Below are 15,553 nucleotides of genomic sequence, written 5' to 3' on the forward strand. Positions count from 1 at the left end.
CCGGGCGCACGCCCCGCACCCCGGGCGCTCGCCCCCTCACTCCCCGCCGTGGAACCCCAGTGCGGTGTCCAGGTCGGACCACAGGTCGTCCACGTCCTCCAGGCCCACCGACAGGCGCAGCAGGCGGTCGCTGACGCCCGCGTCCTGGCGGTCCGCCGTGGGGACGATGCGGTGGCTTATGGACGCCGGGTGCTGGATGAGGCTGTCCACGCTGCCGAGGCTCACGGCGGGGGTGATCAGCCGGACCCCGGCGATGACGTCGTGCGGGTCGCCGTGCACCTCGAAGGCGATCATCGCCCCGCCGATCCGCGGGTAGTGGACGCGGGCGACGCGGGGATCGTCGGCGAGCCGGCGGGCGAGTTCCGCGGCGTTCGAGGAGGCGGCCCGGACCCGGACGGGCAGGGTCGACAGGCCGCGCAGCAGCAGGTAGCCGGCCAGCGGATGCAGGACGCCGCCCGTCGCGAACCGCACCTGACGCAGCTTGCGGGCGAAGTCCTCGTCGCACGCGACCACTCCGGCCATGACGTCCCCGTGTCCGCCCAGGTACTTGGTGGCGCTGTGCAGGACCAGTCGCGCGCCGTGCTCGGCGGGGCGTTGCAGCACGGGGGTGGCGAAGGTGTTGTCGGCGAGGAGCGGGACGGACCCGCAGGAGTGGGCCACGGCACGCAGGTCGAGTTCGGCGAGCGTCGGGTTGGCCGGGGACTCGACCATCACGAGGCCCGTGTCGGGCCGCAGCGCGTCGGCGATCCCGGCCGGGTCGACCCAGGTGACCTCGCTGCCGAGCAGCCCGGCGGTCAGGAGGTGGTCGCTGCAGCCGTACAGCGGACGTACGGCGACGACATGGCGCAGGCCCATCGCGTTGCGTACGAGGAGGACGGCGCTCAGCGCGGCCATACCGCTCGCGAAGGCGACCGCGCTCTCGGTGCCTTCGAGGCGCGCGAGGGCGGTCTCGAAGCGGGCCACGGTCGGATTGCCGAGGCGGGCGTAGACCGGCGGTCCCTCGGGTTCGGCGCCGTCGGCCGCGAAGGCGTCGATCCGGGCGGCCTCGCCGCGGCTGTCGTACGAGGGGTAGGTGGTGGACAGGTCGATCGGGGCCGCGTGCAGCCCGAGGGCGGCCAGGTCCTCCCGGCCGGCGTGCACGGCTTCCGTGGCGAGTGCCCGGGTCGGAGCCGTGATGACCTGGCCGCTTCCGCTCAGGTCGTCGTGCGCGCCCTGCGCGCCCTGCGTGTCGTACACAACGGAGTCCATGCGCCGAAGCCTGAACACCGGGCGGGGTTTCGGCGCCGCATCCCGTGTTACGTTCGCGCCATGGCTGATTCCGTCGTACTCGATCCGGTCGATCTTCATCTGTTGCGGCTGTTGCAGAACGACGCACGGACGACCTACCGGGATCTCGCGGCTCAGGTCGGCGTCGCGCCGTCGACCTGCCTCGACCGGGTGACCCGACTGCGCCGGGCGGGAGTGATTCTCGGCCATCAGCTGCGACTGGACCCGGCGAAGCTCGGACGGGGTCTGGAGGCGCTGCTGTCCGTGCAGGTCCGGCCGCACCGCCGGGAACTGGTGGGACCTTTCGTCGACCGCATCCGGGTACTGCCGGAGTCGCGGACCGTCTTCCATCTGACCGGCCCCGACGACTACCTCGTGCATGTCGCGGTCGCGGACATGGCGGATCTGCAGCGACTGGTGCTCGACGAGTTCACCTCGCAGCGTGAGGTGGCGCGGGTCGAGACGCGGTTGATATTCCAGCAGTGGGACTGCGGCCCCTTGCTGCCGCCCGCCGCGCCGGGCCCGTCGTCCCCGGCCAAATCCGGCTGATGCGGTGAAAAGCCCGGTTGGGCGGGCTGACGCGGCGCGGCTGCTCGTACGAGGATGTGCGCATGTCAGAGACGAAGAAGCCGCTGCCCCGTGAGGTCGCCGACGCGTACGTCGACGAGCTCATCGCCCTCGACCCGGTTCTCGGTACCTACCTCGGCGTGAAGGAGAGTCACAGCAGGCTGCCCGACACCTCGCCCGCCGGTCAGGAGGCCGTCGCCGAGCTGGCGCGGGCGACCCTCGCGCGGCTGGACGAGGCGGAGCGGCTGCCGGACGCGGAACGTGACATCGAGCGCCGTTGTGCCCGGCTGCTGCGTGAGCGGCTCACCGCCGCGCTCGCGGTCCACGAGGCCGGCGAGGGCCTGCGGGCGGTGGGCAACCTGCACACACCGGTGCACTCCGTGCGGCAGGTCTTCACCCTGACGCCGACCGAGACCGACGAGGACTGGGCCACGGTCGCCGAGCGGCTGCGTGCGGTACCGGCCGCGCTCGCCGGCTACCGGGAGTCCCTCGCGCTCGGGCTCGACCGCAAGCTGTACGCGGGGCCGCGTCCGACCGCGACGTTCGTCGAACAGCTCACGGAGTGGTCGGACACGGACGGAGAGGGCCGCGGCTGGTTCGAGGACTTCGTCTCGGCGGGCCCCGGCTCCGCGCGCGAGGAGCTGGACGCGGCGGCGCGTACCGCGACGGAGGCCGTGATCGCCCTGCGGGACTGGATGCGTGACGTGTACGCGCCCACGATCGAGGGTGCTCCGGACACCGTGGGCCACGAGCGGTACGCGCGGCTGGCGCGCTACTTCAACGGCACGGATCTCGACCTCGACGAGGCGTACGTGTACGGCTGGGCCGAGTACCACCGTCTGCTGGCCGAGATGAGGACCGAGGCCGAGAAGATCCTCCCCGGAGCGGCGACCCCCTGGGTGGCCCTCGCGCACCTGGACGAGCACGGCCGTCACATCGAGGGCGTCGAGGAGGTGCAGCGGTGGCTCCAGGGGCTGATGGACGAGGCGATCGCGGCCTTGGACGGCACGCACTTCGAACTCGCCGAGCCGGTACGGAAGGTGGAGTCCCGCATCGCCCCGCCCGGCGGTGCGGCGGCCCCGTACTACACCGCCCCGTCGCAGGACTTCTCGCGGCCCGGCCGCACCTGGCTGCCCACGATGGGACAGACCCGCTTCCCCGTCTACGATCTCGTCTCGACCTGGTACCACGAGGGCGTGCCCGGCCATCACCTCCAGCTCGCGCAGTGGGCGTACGTCGTCGACGACCTGTCCCGCTACCAGGCGACCGTCGGCCAGGTCAGCGCCAACTGCGAGGGCTGGGCGCTGTACGCGGAGCGGCTGATGGACGAGCTCGGCTTCCTCACCGATGCGGAACAGCGGCTCGGCTACCTCGACGCGCAGATGATGCGTGCCGCCCGGGTCATCGTCGACATCGGCATGCACCTGGAGCTGGAGATCCCGGCCGACTCGCCCTTCCACCCGGGTGAGCGGTGGACCCCGGAGCTGGCGCAGGAGTTCTTCGGCGCGCACAGCAGCCGGCCGGCCGACTTCGTGGAGAGCGAACTGACCCGCTATCTCACGATGCCCGGCCAGGCCATCGGCTACAAGCTCGGCGAGCGCGCCTGGCTCCTCGGCCGTGAGAACGCGAGGAAGCGCCACGGTGACGCGTTCGACGCCAAGGCCTGGCACATGGCCGCCCTGTCCCAGGGTTCGCTGGGCCTGGACGACCTGGTGGACGAGCTCTCCAGGCTCTGACGGCACCGCGCGGCGGCCGGATCCCGGCCGCCGCGCGCGCATCACCATGGTGCCCCGACATCAGCACGCCCCCGCGCGGGGACGCCTCCGATGCCCGAAGCGTCCCCGCGTCAGGACCTCAGGACCTCAGAGGGCCAGAGTGTCAGGCAAGGACTCAAGGCCTCAGGGCGTCAACCGACGCAGTTGTACGAGGCCCACCCACGTCTCGGGTCCCGGTTCGACGCGCGCCGCGCGGACCCCGTACCGGCCCGGTTCGAGCGCCACCCTGAGGTGATCCGTGCGCCCGGAGGCGGTGCCGGGCCACGCGGCGTCGAAGAGGACGACGGGGCCCGGCACCGTCCACACCACTTCCCGCTCCCACCGTGCCTGCGACAGCGCCGTCGGCACGACGGCGAGCAGTTCGTCCTCGGAATCGGCGGCGCACCAGCGGACGAAGGCGCCGTGCTCGGGAAGATAGGTGGTCGAGGCGGGATCGTCGCCCAGGACGAGGGCTCGGGTGTCGCCCACGGGCAGGAGGCCGACGAATCCGTCGATATCACAGGCCCGGTCGTAGTCGCAGGACATGTCGTCGCCGTCGGCCCCCGCCCAGAACGGGAGCACCGTCTCCGGAATCGCTATGAGCGGCCCGCCGCCCGACTCCACCCACTGGACCGCACCGGGGTCCGCGTATCTTGGCATGCGCAGAAGTTACACGGCACGCCTCCGCCCCCGTATGCCAGGCGGTCCGGGGAAACGGATTCCGGACACCGGCGGCAACACGGCGCCGAGAGCGCCGGTTCGGCCTCCTTCCTCAGGTCAGCAGCCGCAGTCCTCCGCGTCCACGGGCGCCGTCAACGGGTCCGCCGCGGGGCGCTCACGGCCCTGCCAGGTCTCGAACTCGAAGCCCTCGCGCACCCAGTACTCGAAGCCGCCGAGCATCTCCTTGACCTGGAAGCCGAGTTCGGCCAGGGCGAGGGCCGCGCGGGTCGCGCCGTTGCATCCGGGTCCCCAGCAATAGGTGATGACCGGAACCGACTTGTCCAGAAGCCGCTCGGCCTGCTCGGGGATGAGCGCGGTGGGCAGGTGGACCGCGCCGGGAACGTGGCCCTGGTCCCATGAAGCGGCGGAGCGGGAGTCGAGGACGACGAACCCGGGGTCGCCGCCGGCCGCGAGGACCCCTGCCACGTCGGACACGTCCGCGTGGAACGCGAGGCTCGCGCGGAAGTGGGCGGCGGCCGCGGCGGGGGACGCCGGCGGCATCCGCAGAACGGGGTTCGCCGCCGCGGAACCGGCCGTGGAAGCGGTGACCGCGTCCGCCCCGGCCGTGCCCGGCGTGGAGCCGTGCGGTGCGTCGGCCCCCACGGTCGCCTCGGTCGTCGCCGTGGAACCGGTCACCGTGCCGTTCGTGATGCCTTCGGCAGTCGTAGTCATGGCCTGGCCTTTCCTTGAAACGTGGCCCCGCCGGACCGATGCCGCCCTTGCCACCCCGGTGCTTCCTCCGCACCGCATCCCGCGGGACTTCCCGACCAGAAATCTACGTCCGCCGGTGTCCTTCCTGAAGTGACGATCCACGGCAGTGCAGTTGATCCGCCGGGGATTCCCCTGGTATTCATCATGGATGACCGCGTATTCCCCGGACGCCACCGACTGGCGCATCCTCGACGTCCTCCAGCGCGAGGGCCGGGCCAGCTTCGCCGAGCTGGCACGGGCCGTCTCCATGTCCGCGAGCGCGGTCACCGAGCGGGTGCGCCGCCTGGAGGAGGCGGGCGTCATTCAGGGGTACGCGGCCGTCGTCGACCCCGAGAGCCTGGGACTGCCGATCCTGGCCTTCGTCCGGCTCAGATATCCGAACGGCAACTACAAGCCGTTCCACGACCTCGTCGAGGTCACACCCGAGATCCTGGAAGCACACCACGTCACCGGTGACGACTGCTTCGTCATCAAGGTCGCGGCACGGTCGATGGGGCATCTGGAGACGGTGACGGGCAAGATCGGCACGCTCGGGTCGGTGACGACGAGCGTCGTCTACTCCTCACCGCTGCCGCGCCGGCCGCTGGGTCACTGAGACCGCCGCGACGACAGTCGGAACAGCTCGTACAGCCCGTACAGCCCGTTCCCGGCGACGGTCGGCACAAGCCCGTACAGCCAGCCCGTACAGCCCGTTCCCGGCGACGGCCGGGACAGTCCCTTGCCGGCGACGATCACGCACCCCGCTGCCGGACGACCGACCCCGTTCTCCCCTTCACGACCTCCAGCTGAGCGTGGATGCGGCGGCGCAGGTCACCGACGTGGCTGACGATGCCGACGCTGCGGTCGCGTTCCCGCAGCGAGTCGAGGACGTCGAGCACCTCGTCGAGGGTCTGGTCGTCGAGGCTTCCGAAGCCCTCGTCGATGAAGAGCGTGTCCAGCCGCACCCCGCCGGCCTCGTCGGTGACCACATCGGCGAGGCCGAGCGCCAGGGCGAGGGAGGCGAAGAAGGTCTCGCCTCCGGACAGCGTCGCCGTGTCGCGCTCCCGTCCGGTCCAGGCGTCCACGACATGCAGTCCGAGCCCGCTGCGTCCGCGGCCCGCCCGGTCGTCGGAGTGCACCAGGGTGTAGCGCCCCGAGGACATCCGCTGGAGGCGGACCGTGGCGGCGGCGGCGACCTGCTCCAGACGGGCGGCGAGGACGTACGCCTCCAGGCGCATCCTGCGTTCGTTGTCCGCCGAGGTGCCGGCCGCCAGACCGGCGAGGCGGGCCACGCGTTCGTACTCCTCGCGCAGCGGGGCGAGCCGGCGCGCTCCGCCGGTCGCGCGGGTGGAGAGCGCGTTCAGCTCGGTGCAGCGGCGGGCCGCGGCGTCCTGCGCCGACGCCGTGTCCCGCAGCCGTCGGGAGGCGGACTCGGCCGCCCGCTCGACGGCCCGCAGGTCGACGGGAGGGCGCCGCGCCGCGGCCGCGGTGTCCGTCTCGGCGAGTACGGCGCGCACCGCGGACTCCTCCGACTGCCAGGCGTCGAGCTGTCGTTGGAGATCACGGTGGGCCACGTCGTCGAGCATCGCGGCGGCCGCGGCCTGCGGGGTCTCGAAACCGGCGCGGAAGGCAGCGTCGGCGAGACGCGCGTCGGCGTCCTTGAGGCGCCGCGCGATGTCCTCCGCCGCCCGGACGCCGTCCGCGGCCTCGGTGAGCAGCGCGACCTGCCGCTCGAGCTGCGTGGCCCGCGCGGACACACTCGCCGCGGCGCCTCGCGCCTGCTCCAACTCCCCTTCCAGCGAAGCCTTTTCACGGTCGAGGGAATCCCGGTGCGAGGCCCGTGCGGCGACCCGCCGGGCTGCCTCCTGCTGGGTGGTCAGCCGCCGCGCGTGTTCCCGTTCGGCCTGCTCACGGGCCTCGCGCGCGGCATGCAGCCCGGAGGCCACCGTACGGGCCTCGCGGTGCAGCCGCTCCAGCTCCTCGGCCTGTTCTTCGAGTCGGCGGGTCGACGCGTCGCCCGCCTCCGCGGTCGCGGCGGCCAGCGCCTCGCGTACGAGGCCGAGCCGGCGCTCGGCCTCGGCTCGTTTCTCGTCGGCGCCTCGATGGGCGGCGAGAGCCCGTTCCTCCGTCTCACGGTCGACATGGCCGGCGATCTTCCGGGCGGGCGCCGGGTGTTCGGTGGCACCGCAGACGGCGCAGGACTCTCCGTCCACCAGACCGGCGGCGAGTTCGGCGGCGATGCCCTGGAGACGCTGTTCCTTCAGGTCGAGCCAGTGGGCGTGTGCCTCGGTGGCCTGCTCGCGCGCGGCCAGGCTCCGGGCGTGTGCGGTCTCCGTGTCCTGGGCCAGCTCGTCGCGCAGCCGGGCCGCGGCGAGCCGCTTGAAAGCCGGTTCGCGCTGCACGGCGAGCTGCTCGGCGCGCGCCGCGGCCTCCTGCGCGGTGTCGACCCGCGCCTCGACTCCCGCGCGGGTCTCCTCCCAGTCGGCCAGCCAGCTCTCGGCGTCCTGGAGGACGTCCTCGTCGGCGCGTTCCTGACGGTCCAAGGAGGCGCGTTCCGTGCCGAGTTCACCGAGGCGTCGTTCGGCGCGGCGTGCCGATTCCAGGCCGCCCAGTTCCTCGGCTGCCTTGCGCGCGGCGGCCGCGAGACCGGGCGCTCCGGCACCGGCGTACGTCTCCGGCAGGGCGGCTCGCGTGCGGGTCTCCTCGGTGGCCGCGCGCCGGTGCTCGGCTTCGGCGGCGTCGCGCAGTTCGAGTGCGGGAGCCACGGTCTCGGCCTTGCGGGCTCGCTCCATGCGCGTACGGGCGTCCCGGTGGGCGTCGGCGCGCTGCTCCAGCCGTGCGGCCCGTTCCTGCGCCTCGGTGAACCGGCGCTGCAGCCGGTCGACTTCGCGTACGTCGTCGAGCGCGCGGTCGGCCGCGGCCTGCGCCGATTCCGCGGCGTCGCGGGCGCAGTCGGCGACGGTCAGCACCTCGCGAGCCGTGCTGCGGGCCACCGCGGCCCAGGCGAGCACCGAGCCGGCGAGGCCCGGATCGCCGGGCGCGAGGTCGGGCAGCGGCTCCTCGACGATGTGTCCGGCCGCCTGCTGCATCCGGTGCGCGTCGGCCAGCAACGCGGTGTCCCCGGACCGCACTTCGGCCTCGGCGGCGCGCCGCCGCTCGGCGAGGCGCTTTTCGACCTCGGCGAAGCGGTGGGTGTCGAAGAGCCTGCCGAGCAGTTTGCCGCGGGCCTCGGCGTCGGCCCGCAGGAAGCGCGCGAAGTCTCCCTGGGGCAGCAGCACGACCTGGCAGAACTGTTCGCGGCTCATTCCGAGCAGTTGCGTGATCTCCTCGCCGATCTCCTGGTGGGATCGGCTGAGGTCCTTCCAGGAGCTGGCCGCCGAGTCGTATTCGCGCAGCCAGGTCTGGGCCTTGTCGGTCGTCATGCCCTTGCCGCGCAATTTCGGGCGCTCCCAGGGCGGCTGCCGGGTGACTTCGAGCCGGCGTCCGGCGACGCTGAGTTCCAGGCGGATCTCGGTGCGGACGTCGGGTGTCGCGTGGTCGCTGCGCAGTCCGAGGCCCTGACCGCTCTGCCGGGCGCCGGGAACCGCTCCGTACAGCGCGTAGCAGACGGCGTCGAGGACGGAGGTCTTGCCCGCGCCCGTCGGTCCGTGCAGCAGGAAGAGCCCGGCGGCGGACAGCTCGTCGAAGTCGACCCGCTGGGCAGCGCCGAACGGGCCGAAGGCGGTGATGTCCAGGCGGTGCAGCCTCATCGGGTTCCCTCGGTCTCCGGGCGGGTGGCCCCCTGGGTGTGCGGCGGACGTGTTGTCACCGGGCGCTCTCCCGTACGGTCTCGTCGGCCCGGACGGCGTCGAACGCGTCCTGGAGCACGGCCTGTTCCCGGGCGTCGGGACCCACGCCGCGGACATGGGCCACGAAGTCCTCGGCGATCTGTTCCTCGCTGCGGCCCGCGATCCGGCGGGCGTACGAGACGCCCGGCGCCTGCGGGGAGCGTTCCGGGTCGAAGACGAGGCTGAGCGTGTGGGGGAAGCGCCCGGCCAGCCGCGCCATGGGGTCGGAGGGCCGCACCGGGTCGGTGAGGGTCGCCTCGACCCAGGAGCCTGTGTGACCGTCGAGCGCCGGGTCGGCGAGCAGGTCCTCCAGGTGCCCGCGCAGGCGGGCGAGCGGGCGGGGCACCGGGCAGTCGATCCGCTCGGCGGCCAGGGAGCCGTCGGGGCCGAGATCCACGAGCCACATGCTCTTGCGGTGGTCGGCCTCCGAGAAGGAGTACGGCAGCGGGGATCCCGAGTAGCGCACGCGCTCGGCGATGACCTGGCTGCCGTGCAGGTGCCCGAGGGCGGTGTAGTCGACTCCGTCGAAGACTCCGGCGGGCACGGAGGCGACGCCGCCGACGGTGATGTCCCGCTCGCTGTCGCTCACCTCACCGCCGGTGACGAAGGCATGGGCGAGGACGACGGAGCGGGTGCCCGACGCACGGCCGGCGAGGTCGGCGCGCACCCGGTCCATGGCGGCGGCCAGCACGGTCTCGTGACCGGCCTTCTCCACCCCGAACTCGTCCTTCACCAGGGCGGGTTCGAGATAGGGCAGGCCGTAGAAGGCGACATCGCCGTGGGCGTCGGCCAGCACCACCGGTGCCCCGCAGCCCGCGGGGTCGGTGCGCAGATGAACGCCCGCGCGCCCGATGAGTCCGGCGCCGACGCCGAGCCGACGCGCCGAGTCGTGGTTCCCGGAGATCATCACGGTGGGCACGCCGAGGTCGGCCAGGCGGTGCAGGGCGTCGTCGAAGAGCTGGACCGCGGCCAGGGACGGCACGGCACGGTCGTACACGTCTCCCGAGACGACCACCGCGTCGACCTCGCGCTCGCGCGCGGTCGTGACGAGATGGCCGATGAAGCGGGACTGGGCCTCGAGCATGTTCACCCGGTGGAACGCCCGGCCCAGATGCCAGTCGGAAGTGTGCAGGAGCCTCATGATCCCCGAAGGGTAACGGCCGGGTCTGACATCACGGGCGGTTACTCCCGTATCGGCCCACCCCGACCACCCCGGAACACAGCGATCAATCCCGGTTCGCCCGGATTGTCACGCGTCCCCGTAGGCCTCCCCACCCAGCTCGAAGCCGGCCGTCCCCGCGGTCACGTCGGCCAACCAGGCCCGGAAGGACTCCACATCGGCGTCCGGCAGCCCGATCTCGATGGTGACGGCCTCGCCGTAACGCACATCACGTACCTCGCGGCCGGTCGACCGCAGATCGTTCTGCACCTTGCCGGCCCGCTGGTGGTCGACGGTGACCGTGGCCAGCCGGAAGCGCCGCCGGGTGATCGTGCCCACCGCGTCCAGCGCCTCGCCCACCGAGCCGCCGTACGCCCTGATCAGCCCGCCGGCGCCCAGCTTGACCCCGCCGTAGTAGCGGGTGACGACGGCGACGACGTACCGCATGTCTCGGCGCAGCAGCATCTGGAGCATGGGGACGCCCGCGGTGCCGCCCGGTTCGCCGTCGTCGCTCGCCTTCTGCACGGCGCCGTCGGCTCCGATGACGTACGCGAAGCAGTTGTGCGTGGCGTCCGCGTGTTCCTTCCTGACGGCCGCGACGAAGTCCTGGGCCTCCCGCTCGGTGGCGGCCGGGGCGAGGGCGCACAGGAATCGGGAGCGGCTGACCTCGGTCTCGTGCACGCCCGCGTGGGCCACTGTGCGGTACTCGTCCTGCATCACGCCAGCGTATGCGCTGCAAGCGCACGCGGCCGACGGACCGGCCCCCGGCCGACACCCGAACCCACGATCAGGCACCGCACACGCGCGTGGCCGACGAACGGCGGACGGCGCGAGCTCGTCCGCGTCCCGCGGGCGCGCGTGCGTGGCGGATGGTGGACGGGAAACGGCGGACGAAGCGAGCTCGTCCGGGCGAGCGGCGCGGTCACGTCGTCTCCCCGCTCGGCCACCGGTGCGCACCCTCGTCCCGGGTGGCCGCGCGGGCGCGCTGTCACACGCGAGGTACCGCGCCGGGTGACGGCCGGCCCTGCCCGTCGGCCCCGGGCGCACGTCGGCCGAGATTCACTCCTTCTTGCCCCTCGGCACGACGACGTCCGTCAACAGCGCCTCGCCGGGACCGAGTTGGTGCCAGGCGCTGCCGTGCCAGACCAGGACCGCGACGGCGGAGGTCGGGAACTTCGTCCGGACATGGTCCAGCGTGTCGTCGAAGCCGTCCCCCGCCAGTTCGAGAACCAGCTCCTCAAGGCCCGGGTTGTGCCCGACGAGCAGCAAGGTCCGTACATGTTCCGGGACTTCGCTCACGGCTTGCAGCAACTCCGGTATGTCCGCCCCGTACAACCGCTCATCGAACCGTACGGGCGGCGGAGTACCCCACTGTTCGGCCGCCAACTCCCAGGTCTCCCGGGCGCGTACGGCGGTCGAGCACAGCGCGAGGTCCGGCAGCAGATCGGCTCCCGCCATGGCGCGTCCGGCGGCGGGTGCGTCTCGACGGCCGCGCGCCGCGAGCGGCCGTTCGTGGTCGGGCACTCCGTCGGGCCAGGCGGACTTGGCGTGCCGCAGGACGACCAGTCTTCGCCTCGGGCCGGCGGCGGCGCGCGTTTTCACAGCGACGCTCCGATCTCGCGGGTGAGTTCGAGACCGAGCAGCCGGTCGGCGTAGGCGTACGTCTCGAAGCGGGCGCCCTCCGTCACGTCCGACGTCTCGACCCAGCGCAGCACGTCCAGCACGGCGAGGACGTCCAGATCGTCCTCCCAAGCGGCGCGCAACCGCAGGCGTACGTCCTCGGGGACCGGCTTGGAGGGACGGGTGGCCCATCCGGCGACGGCGGAGCGCCAGCGCTTGAGCGTGCTCTCCGCCTCTGCCAGGGCCTCCGCGTCGAGGCGCAGGGGCAGGTCCCGGCGCCGCGCGAGCAGAGCCAGCCGCAGCACGGTGGGATCCCCGGGAAGGGGCGCGGCACCGCTCCCGGTGTCGACGGCCGCCACCTCGACGCGCGGCCCGTCCGTCCCCGCGGCTCCCGGAGCGAGGACGCGCACGGTCCGCGTCGCCGCCGGTCCCGGCTCCGTCTCGCGGTGCTCCTCGAACGGCCGGATTCCCAGTTCGGCGGCGCGCGCCCGAAGTCCGGCCTCGCCCCAGGGGCCTGCCGGGTCCGGTGCGTCGGACGGGTCCGCGGGATGTCCCGCGTCCCGGGTGGCTGCCCCTTCGGGCGCCGAAGTCAGCGTCGCCCAGACGGGGTTGCCGCCGATCTCCAGGGCGCGTACCAGGACATCGGCGACCAGGAGCACCCGTAGACCGGTGAGGTCGAACCCGGGCAGGTGCGCGTGGACGCGGACCAGACCGCGGCGGGCGAGGGCTGCGTCGATGGGTTCGCCCGTGCGGGCGTCGAGGATACGGAGCACGAGGTGAGCCTAGGCGGAGGTACGGCCGGGCGCGGGGAGGTGGGGGCCGTTCCGGACATGCGCCCCGCACTTCAGGATGTCCGCGCGCCTTTCGGAGTCTCCGGGCGCACGCGCCCGGCAGGTGAGGCCCGGCAGGTGAGGCCCGGCGGATGAGCATCGGCGGATGAAGGTCGGCGGATGAGCGTCCGCGGACGCCGGCCCGCCGTGCACCGGGGCCCACCGGCTTCCGCAAGCCATCACGCGGCGTTCACGGCCGCGCCACACGCTGGGCCACCGAGGCCTGAATGAGTGGTTCCGCTCAGTGAGTCGCTCGGAGGCACCGGAGGGCTGCCCCATGACCGGGACCGAACCCACGTCCGTCATCGGCCGTCGTGGTCTTCTGCTCGCCTCGGGCGCCGCCGTGGCGGCGGGCCTGACGGGCACCGCGGGGGCCCTGCTGCCCCGCCAACGGCATCACGCGTCCGAACGGCGGCCCGCCAGGGCCGTACGCACGGATGCGACCCGCACCGCGTCCACCACCCTGGAGACGACCGCCCGTCTCGGCGGCCCCTCCCGCCCCGGCGCCTACCGGCGGCTGGTCTCCGGCCCCGGCTGGCCGACCGTCGTACGCGAGGAACTGGCCGCGGCCCGCACCGGGCGCGAGGACCGGCGCACCCCGCTCGCCTGCTTCGTCCAGTTCACCGATCTGCATCTCGCCGACGTGCAGAACCCGCTGCGCACCGAGTTCCTGCGGGCGCGGTCGGCGACCGCGTGGCGGCCGCAGGAAACACTGACCGTCGCGGGCGCGGTGTCGCTGGTGGAACAGGTCAACGCGCTCCGGGCGGGCCCGCACACCGGGCTGCCGCCCGCGTTCGTGATGACGACCGGCGACAACCTCGACAACAACGCGGCGATCGAGCTGGAGTGGTTCCTCACGCTCATGAGCGGCGGCCGGATCACGCCGAACACGGGTGACCCGACCGCGTACGAAGGCGTCCAGGACTCCGGACTGCCCCTCTTCTGGCACCCCGGCGACGCGACCGTACGCGATCTGGACAAGCGGCGCGGGCTGCCGCTGATCCCCGGCCTCCTCGCCGCCGCGACCCGGCCGGTGACCAGCCCGGGGCTGCGGATCCCCTGGTACTCCACGGCCGGCAACCACGACGCCCTGCCGGGCGGCTGTCTCTCCCCCGCGCTCGGCGACATCGCCGTCGGCTCCCGCAAGCTCCTCTCGGTACCGGACGCGGAGGCGGCCGCCTACGCGAACGCGCTGCGGACCGGCGACGATCCCAAGAGCGCGGTCCTCACCGCCATCCTGCGCCGGCACGCGGCAGAGGCACGGCAGGTGACCCCCGACGAGCGCCGCCGGCTGTGCACCCCGCACGACTACCTGACCGCCCATCTCGACCCCGCGTACACGGGTGCGGGACCGGTCGGGCACGGCTACACGCCGGACCATCTGGACGGGGACCGCCTGTACTACTCCTTCCGGATCGCCGAGAACGTCGTCGGCGTCAGCATCGACACGACGTACCGCAGCGGCCACTACGAGGGCTCACTCGGCACCGACCAGCTCCGCCGGCTGGAGCGGACCCTGACCGCGCACAGTTCGCGGTCCTACGACACCGAGGGCCGGCTCGTCCGCCGTCCCGGCGCCGACGACGCCCACGTCCTGGTGTTCAGCCACCACCACAGTCCGAGCATGACCCGCCGCCCCGACGCCGCCCGCACCGACGAGCCACGTCACGACGGCACCGAGGTCATCGCCCTGCTCTCCCGCTTCCCGAACGTGGTGGCCTGGATCAACGGCCACAGCCACGTCAACCGCGTCACCCCGCACGCGCACCCGGCCCCGGACCGCTCCTTCTGGGAGGTCAACACCGCCTCCCACGTGGACTATCCGCACCACGCCCGGCTGCTCGAACTCGCCGACAACGGGGACGGGACGGTGTCCCTGTTCACCACCCTCGTCGAGTCCGCAGCCCCGCACCGCACCTCCGCCGACTTCTCCGACCTGTCGGCGACCGGTCTCGCCTCGCTGTACCGGGAACTGGCCTACAACGCTCCCGGGCTCGCCGAGGGCATGCGGGCCGGTGTCCAGGAGGGATGGGCGGGCGGCCCGGGCGACCGCAACGCCGAGCTGCTGAAAGTCACCGCGTGACGCGCACCGCGTCTCCGCGGTCGCGGAGCACCGAGGATCGGCAGCCACCAGGCTCGACACCGCGCCGGAGCGGGCACAGGGCGCAGCCTTGACAATCCGCTTCCGCCACCGGGAGGCTGACCGACCAGTCGGTATGAAGGAGTGGGTCGTGAACGGCATTCACATCTCCACCGCCGCCGGTGTGTTCGACGCCGTCGCGGCGGGTCCGCACGACGGTCGCCCGGTACTGCTGCTGCACGGCTTCCCGCAGACGGGTCTGGCCTGGCGGCGGCAGATCGCGGCGCTGGCCGCCGAGGGCTGCCGCGTCGTGGCGCCGGACCAGCGCGGCTACTCCCCCGGGGTCCGCCCGGAACGGGCCGAGGACTATCGCATCGGCGTCCTGGTCGCGGACGTCGTCGCGATCACCGAGGAGCTGGGCTGGCCGACGTTCGACCTGGTCGGTCACGACTGGGGCGGCGCGGTGGCCTGGTGGACCGCCGCCGGCCATCCGGACCGCGTACGCACCCTGACGGTCGTCTCCACCCCGCACCCGGGCGCCCTCGCCGAGGCTCTGCGCTCGGACGACGACCAGCGCGCACGGTCCCAGTACATGAAGGACTGGCGCGAGGCGCCCGCGACCGAGAATCGCCTGCTGGCCGACGACGCGGCGCTCCTTCGGGCGCTCTACGCGGGAAAGGTCCCGCAGGCCAGTGCCGACGCCTACGTTCGCCACCTGTCCCGGCCGGGCGCCCTCACCGCGGCACTGAACTGGTACCGGTCGGGCCGCCCCGACGGCGAGATCGGCTCCGTCGAGGTGCCCACGCTGTACGTCTGGAGCACGGAGGACACCGCGTTCGGCCCGGGCCCCGCACAGGAGACCGGGCGTTGGGTCGACGCGCCGTACCGGTTCGAGGTCCTCCCCGGCCCCAGCCACTGGATCCCGGAAGAGGCACCCGAGACACTGAACCGACTGCTGCTCGACCATCTGCGAGCGGACGGCGGGCGGAATCATCGCGCTCCGCTCACCGTTGACGAGAACGGCAGACACTGACCGATAC

At 73.0% G+C, this 15,553-nt stretch carries 13 protein-coding genes; 5 read left to right on the forward strand and 8 right to left on the reverse strand.

All coding sequences use genetic code 11. The annotated features are described in order from the left end of the window. Positions 1–36: 36 nt before the first annotated feature. On the reverse strand, positions 37–1,248 hold the full coding sequence (locus OG410_RS07835) for a trans-sulfuration enzyme family protein (protein ID WP_443063723.1): 1,212 nt from the start codon (positions 1,246–1,248) through the stop codon (positions 37–39). A 60-nt stretch (positions 1,249–1,308) separates the two neighbouring features. Here OG410_RS07835 and OG410_RS07840 point away from each other — a divergent pair, with 60 nt between their 5' ends. Both OG410_RS07840 and OG410_RS07845 read left to right on the forward strand, forming a co-directional pair. Next, entirely contained in the window at positions 1,309–1,815 is a 507-nt protein-coding gene (locus tag OG410_RS07840) for an Lrp/AsnC family transcriptional regulator (protein WP_326789089.1), read from the forward strand. Positions 1,816–1,877: 62 nt separating this feature from the next. Continuing rightward, entirely contained in the window at positions 1,878–3,569 is a 1,692-nt protein-coding gene (locus OG410_RS07845; protein ID WP_329298467.1) for a DUF885 domain-containing protein, read from the forward strand. A gap of 162 nt (positions 3,570–3,731) precedes the next feature. Here the strand turns inward: OG410_RS07845 and OG410_RS07850 are convergent, their stop codons facing one another. Next, a complete protein-coding gene (locus OG410_RS07850) occupies positions 3,732–4,247 on the reverse strand; it encodes an immunity 21 family protein (protein WP_329298468.1) in 516 nt (171 codons plus the stop codon). Positions 4,248–4,364: 117 nt separating this feature from the next. Continuing rightward, positions 4,365–4,808: a rhodanese-like domain-containing protein gene (locus OG410_RS07855; protein ID WP_329304052.1), complete on the reverse strand. Its 444-nt coding sequence runs from the start codon at positions 4,806–4,808 to the stop codon at positions 4,365–4,367. 358 nt (positions 4,809–5,166) lie between these two features. Here OG410_RS07855 and OG410_RS07860 point away from each other — a divergent pair, with 358 nt between their 5' ends. Next, positions 5,167–5,613 (forward strand): Lrp/AsnC family transcriptional regulator, encoded by a 447-nt coding sequence (locus OG410_RS07860; RefSeq protein WP_329298469.1) that lies wholly within the window; start codon positions 5,167–5,169, stop codon positions 5,611–5,613. 136 nt (positions 5,614–5,749) lie between these two features. Here the strand turns inward: OG410_RS07860 and OG410_RS07865 are convergent, their stop codons facing one another. The 5 genes from OG410_RS07865 to OG410_RS07885 all read right to left on the reverse strand — a co-directional run bounded on the left by OG410_RS07865 (position 5,750) and on the right by OG410_RS07885 (position 12,376). Continuing rightward, positions 5,750–8,746 (reverse strand): SMC family ATPase, encoded by a 2,997-nt coding sequence (locus OG410_RS07865; RefSeq protein WP_329298470.1) that lies wholly within the window; start codon positions 8,744–8,746, stop codon positions 5,750–5,752. A gap of 55 nt (positions 8,747–8,801) precedes the next feature. Continuing rightward, entirely contained in the window at positions 8,802–9,965 is a 1,164-nt protein-coding gene (locus OG410_RS07870; protein WP_329298471.1) for an exonuclease SbcCD subunit D, read from the reverse strand. A gap of 108 nt (positions 9,966–10,073) precedes the next feature. Continuing rightward, the gene (locus OG410_RS07875) at positions 10,074–10,700 is read right to left on the reverse strand and encodes a YigZ family protein (RefSeq protein ID WP_329298472.1); all 627 of its coding nucleotides are present in this window, start codon (positions 10,698–10,700) and stop codon (positions 10,074–10,076) included. A gap of 342 nt (positions 10,701–11,042) precedes the next feature. Further along, on the reverse strand, positions 11,043–11,585 hold the full coding sequence (locus OG410_RS07880; RefSeq protein ID WP_329298473.1) for a SixA phosphatase family protein: 543 nt from the start codon (positions 11,583–11,585) through the stop codon (positions 11,043–11,045). Continuing rightward, the gene (locus OG410_RS07885) at positions 11,582–12,376 is read right to left on the reverse strand and encodes a hypothetical protein (RefSeq protein WP_329298474.1); all 795 of its coding nucleotides are present in this window, start codon (positions 12,374–12,376) and stop codon (positions 11,582–11,584) included. The genes OG410_RS07880 and OG410_RS07885 overlap by 4 nt, the downstream gene beginning before the upstream one ends. A 334-nt stretch (positions 12,377–12,710) precedes the next feature. On the opposite strand from OG410_RS07885, the gene OG410_RS07890 reads away from it, so the two are divergent. Then, positions 12,711–14,516: a TIGR03767 family metallophosphoesterase gene (locus tag OG410_RS07890; protein WP_329298475.1), complete on the forward strand. Its 1,806-nt coding sequence runs from the start codon at positions 12,711–12,713 to the stop codon at positions 14,514–14,516. A gap of 148 nt (positions 14,517–14,664) precedes the next feature. Then, positions 14,665–15,546: an alpha/beta fold hydrolase gene (locus tag OG410_RS07895; RefSeq protein ID WP_329298476.1), complete on the forward strand. Its 882-nt coding sequence runs from the start codon at positions 14,665–14,667 to the stop codon at positions 15,544–15,546. Positions 15,547–15,553: the final 7 nt, after the last annotated feature.

The organism is Streptomyces sp. NBC_00659 (assembly GCF_036226925.1).
GTDB lineage: Bacteria > Actinomycetota > Actinomycetes > Streptomycetales > Streptomycetaceae > Streptomyces.

Bases quoted from the DNA above. Each gene is read 5' to 3' on its own strand.
- OG410_RS07855 (WP_329304052.1), bottom strand. From the start codon at position 4,808: ATGCCGCCGGCGTCCCCCGCCGCGGCCGCCGCCCACTTCCGCGCGAGC.
- OG410_RS07890 (WP_329298475.1), top strand. From the start codon at position 12,711: ATGACCGGGACCGAACCCACGTCCGTCATCGGCCGTCGTGGTCTTCTG.
- OG410_RS07845 (WP_329298467.1), top strand. From the start codon at position 1,878: ATGTCAGAGACGAAGAAGCCGCTGCCCCGTGAGGTCGCCGACGCGTAC.
- OG410_RS07875 (WP_329298472.1), bottom strand. From the start codon at position 10,700: ATGCAGGACGAGTACCGCACAGTGGCCCACGCGGGCGTGCACGAGACC.
- OG410_RS07860 (WP_329298469.1), top strand. From the start codon at position 5,167: ATGACCGCGTATTCCCCGGACGCCACCGACTGGCGCATCCTCGACGTC.
- OG410_RS07840 (WP_326789089.1), top strand. From the start codon at position 1,309: ATGGCTGATTCCGTCGTACTCGATCCGGTCGATCTTCATCTGTTGCGG.
- OG410_RS07850 (WP_329298468.1), bottom strand. From the start codon at position 4,247: ATGCCAAGATACGCGGACCCCGGTGCGGTCCAGTGGGTGGAGTCGGGC.
- OG410_RS07870 (WP_329298471.1), bottom strand. From the start codon at position 9,965: ATGAGGCTCCTGCACACTTCCGACTGGCATCTGGGCCGGGCGTTCCAC.
- OG410_RS07835 (WP_443063723.1), bottom strand. From the start codon at position 1,248: ATGGACTCCGTTGTGTACGACACGCAGGGCGCGCAGGGCGCGCACGAC.
- OG410_RS07865 (WP_329298470.1), bottom strand. From the start codon at position 8,746: ATGAGGCTGCACCGCCTGGACATCACCGCCTTCGGCCCGTTCGGCGCT.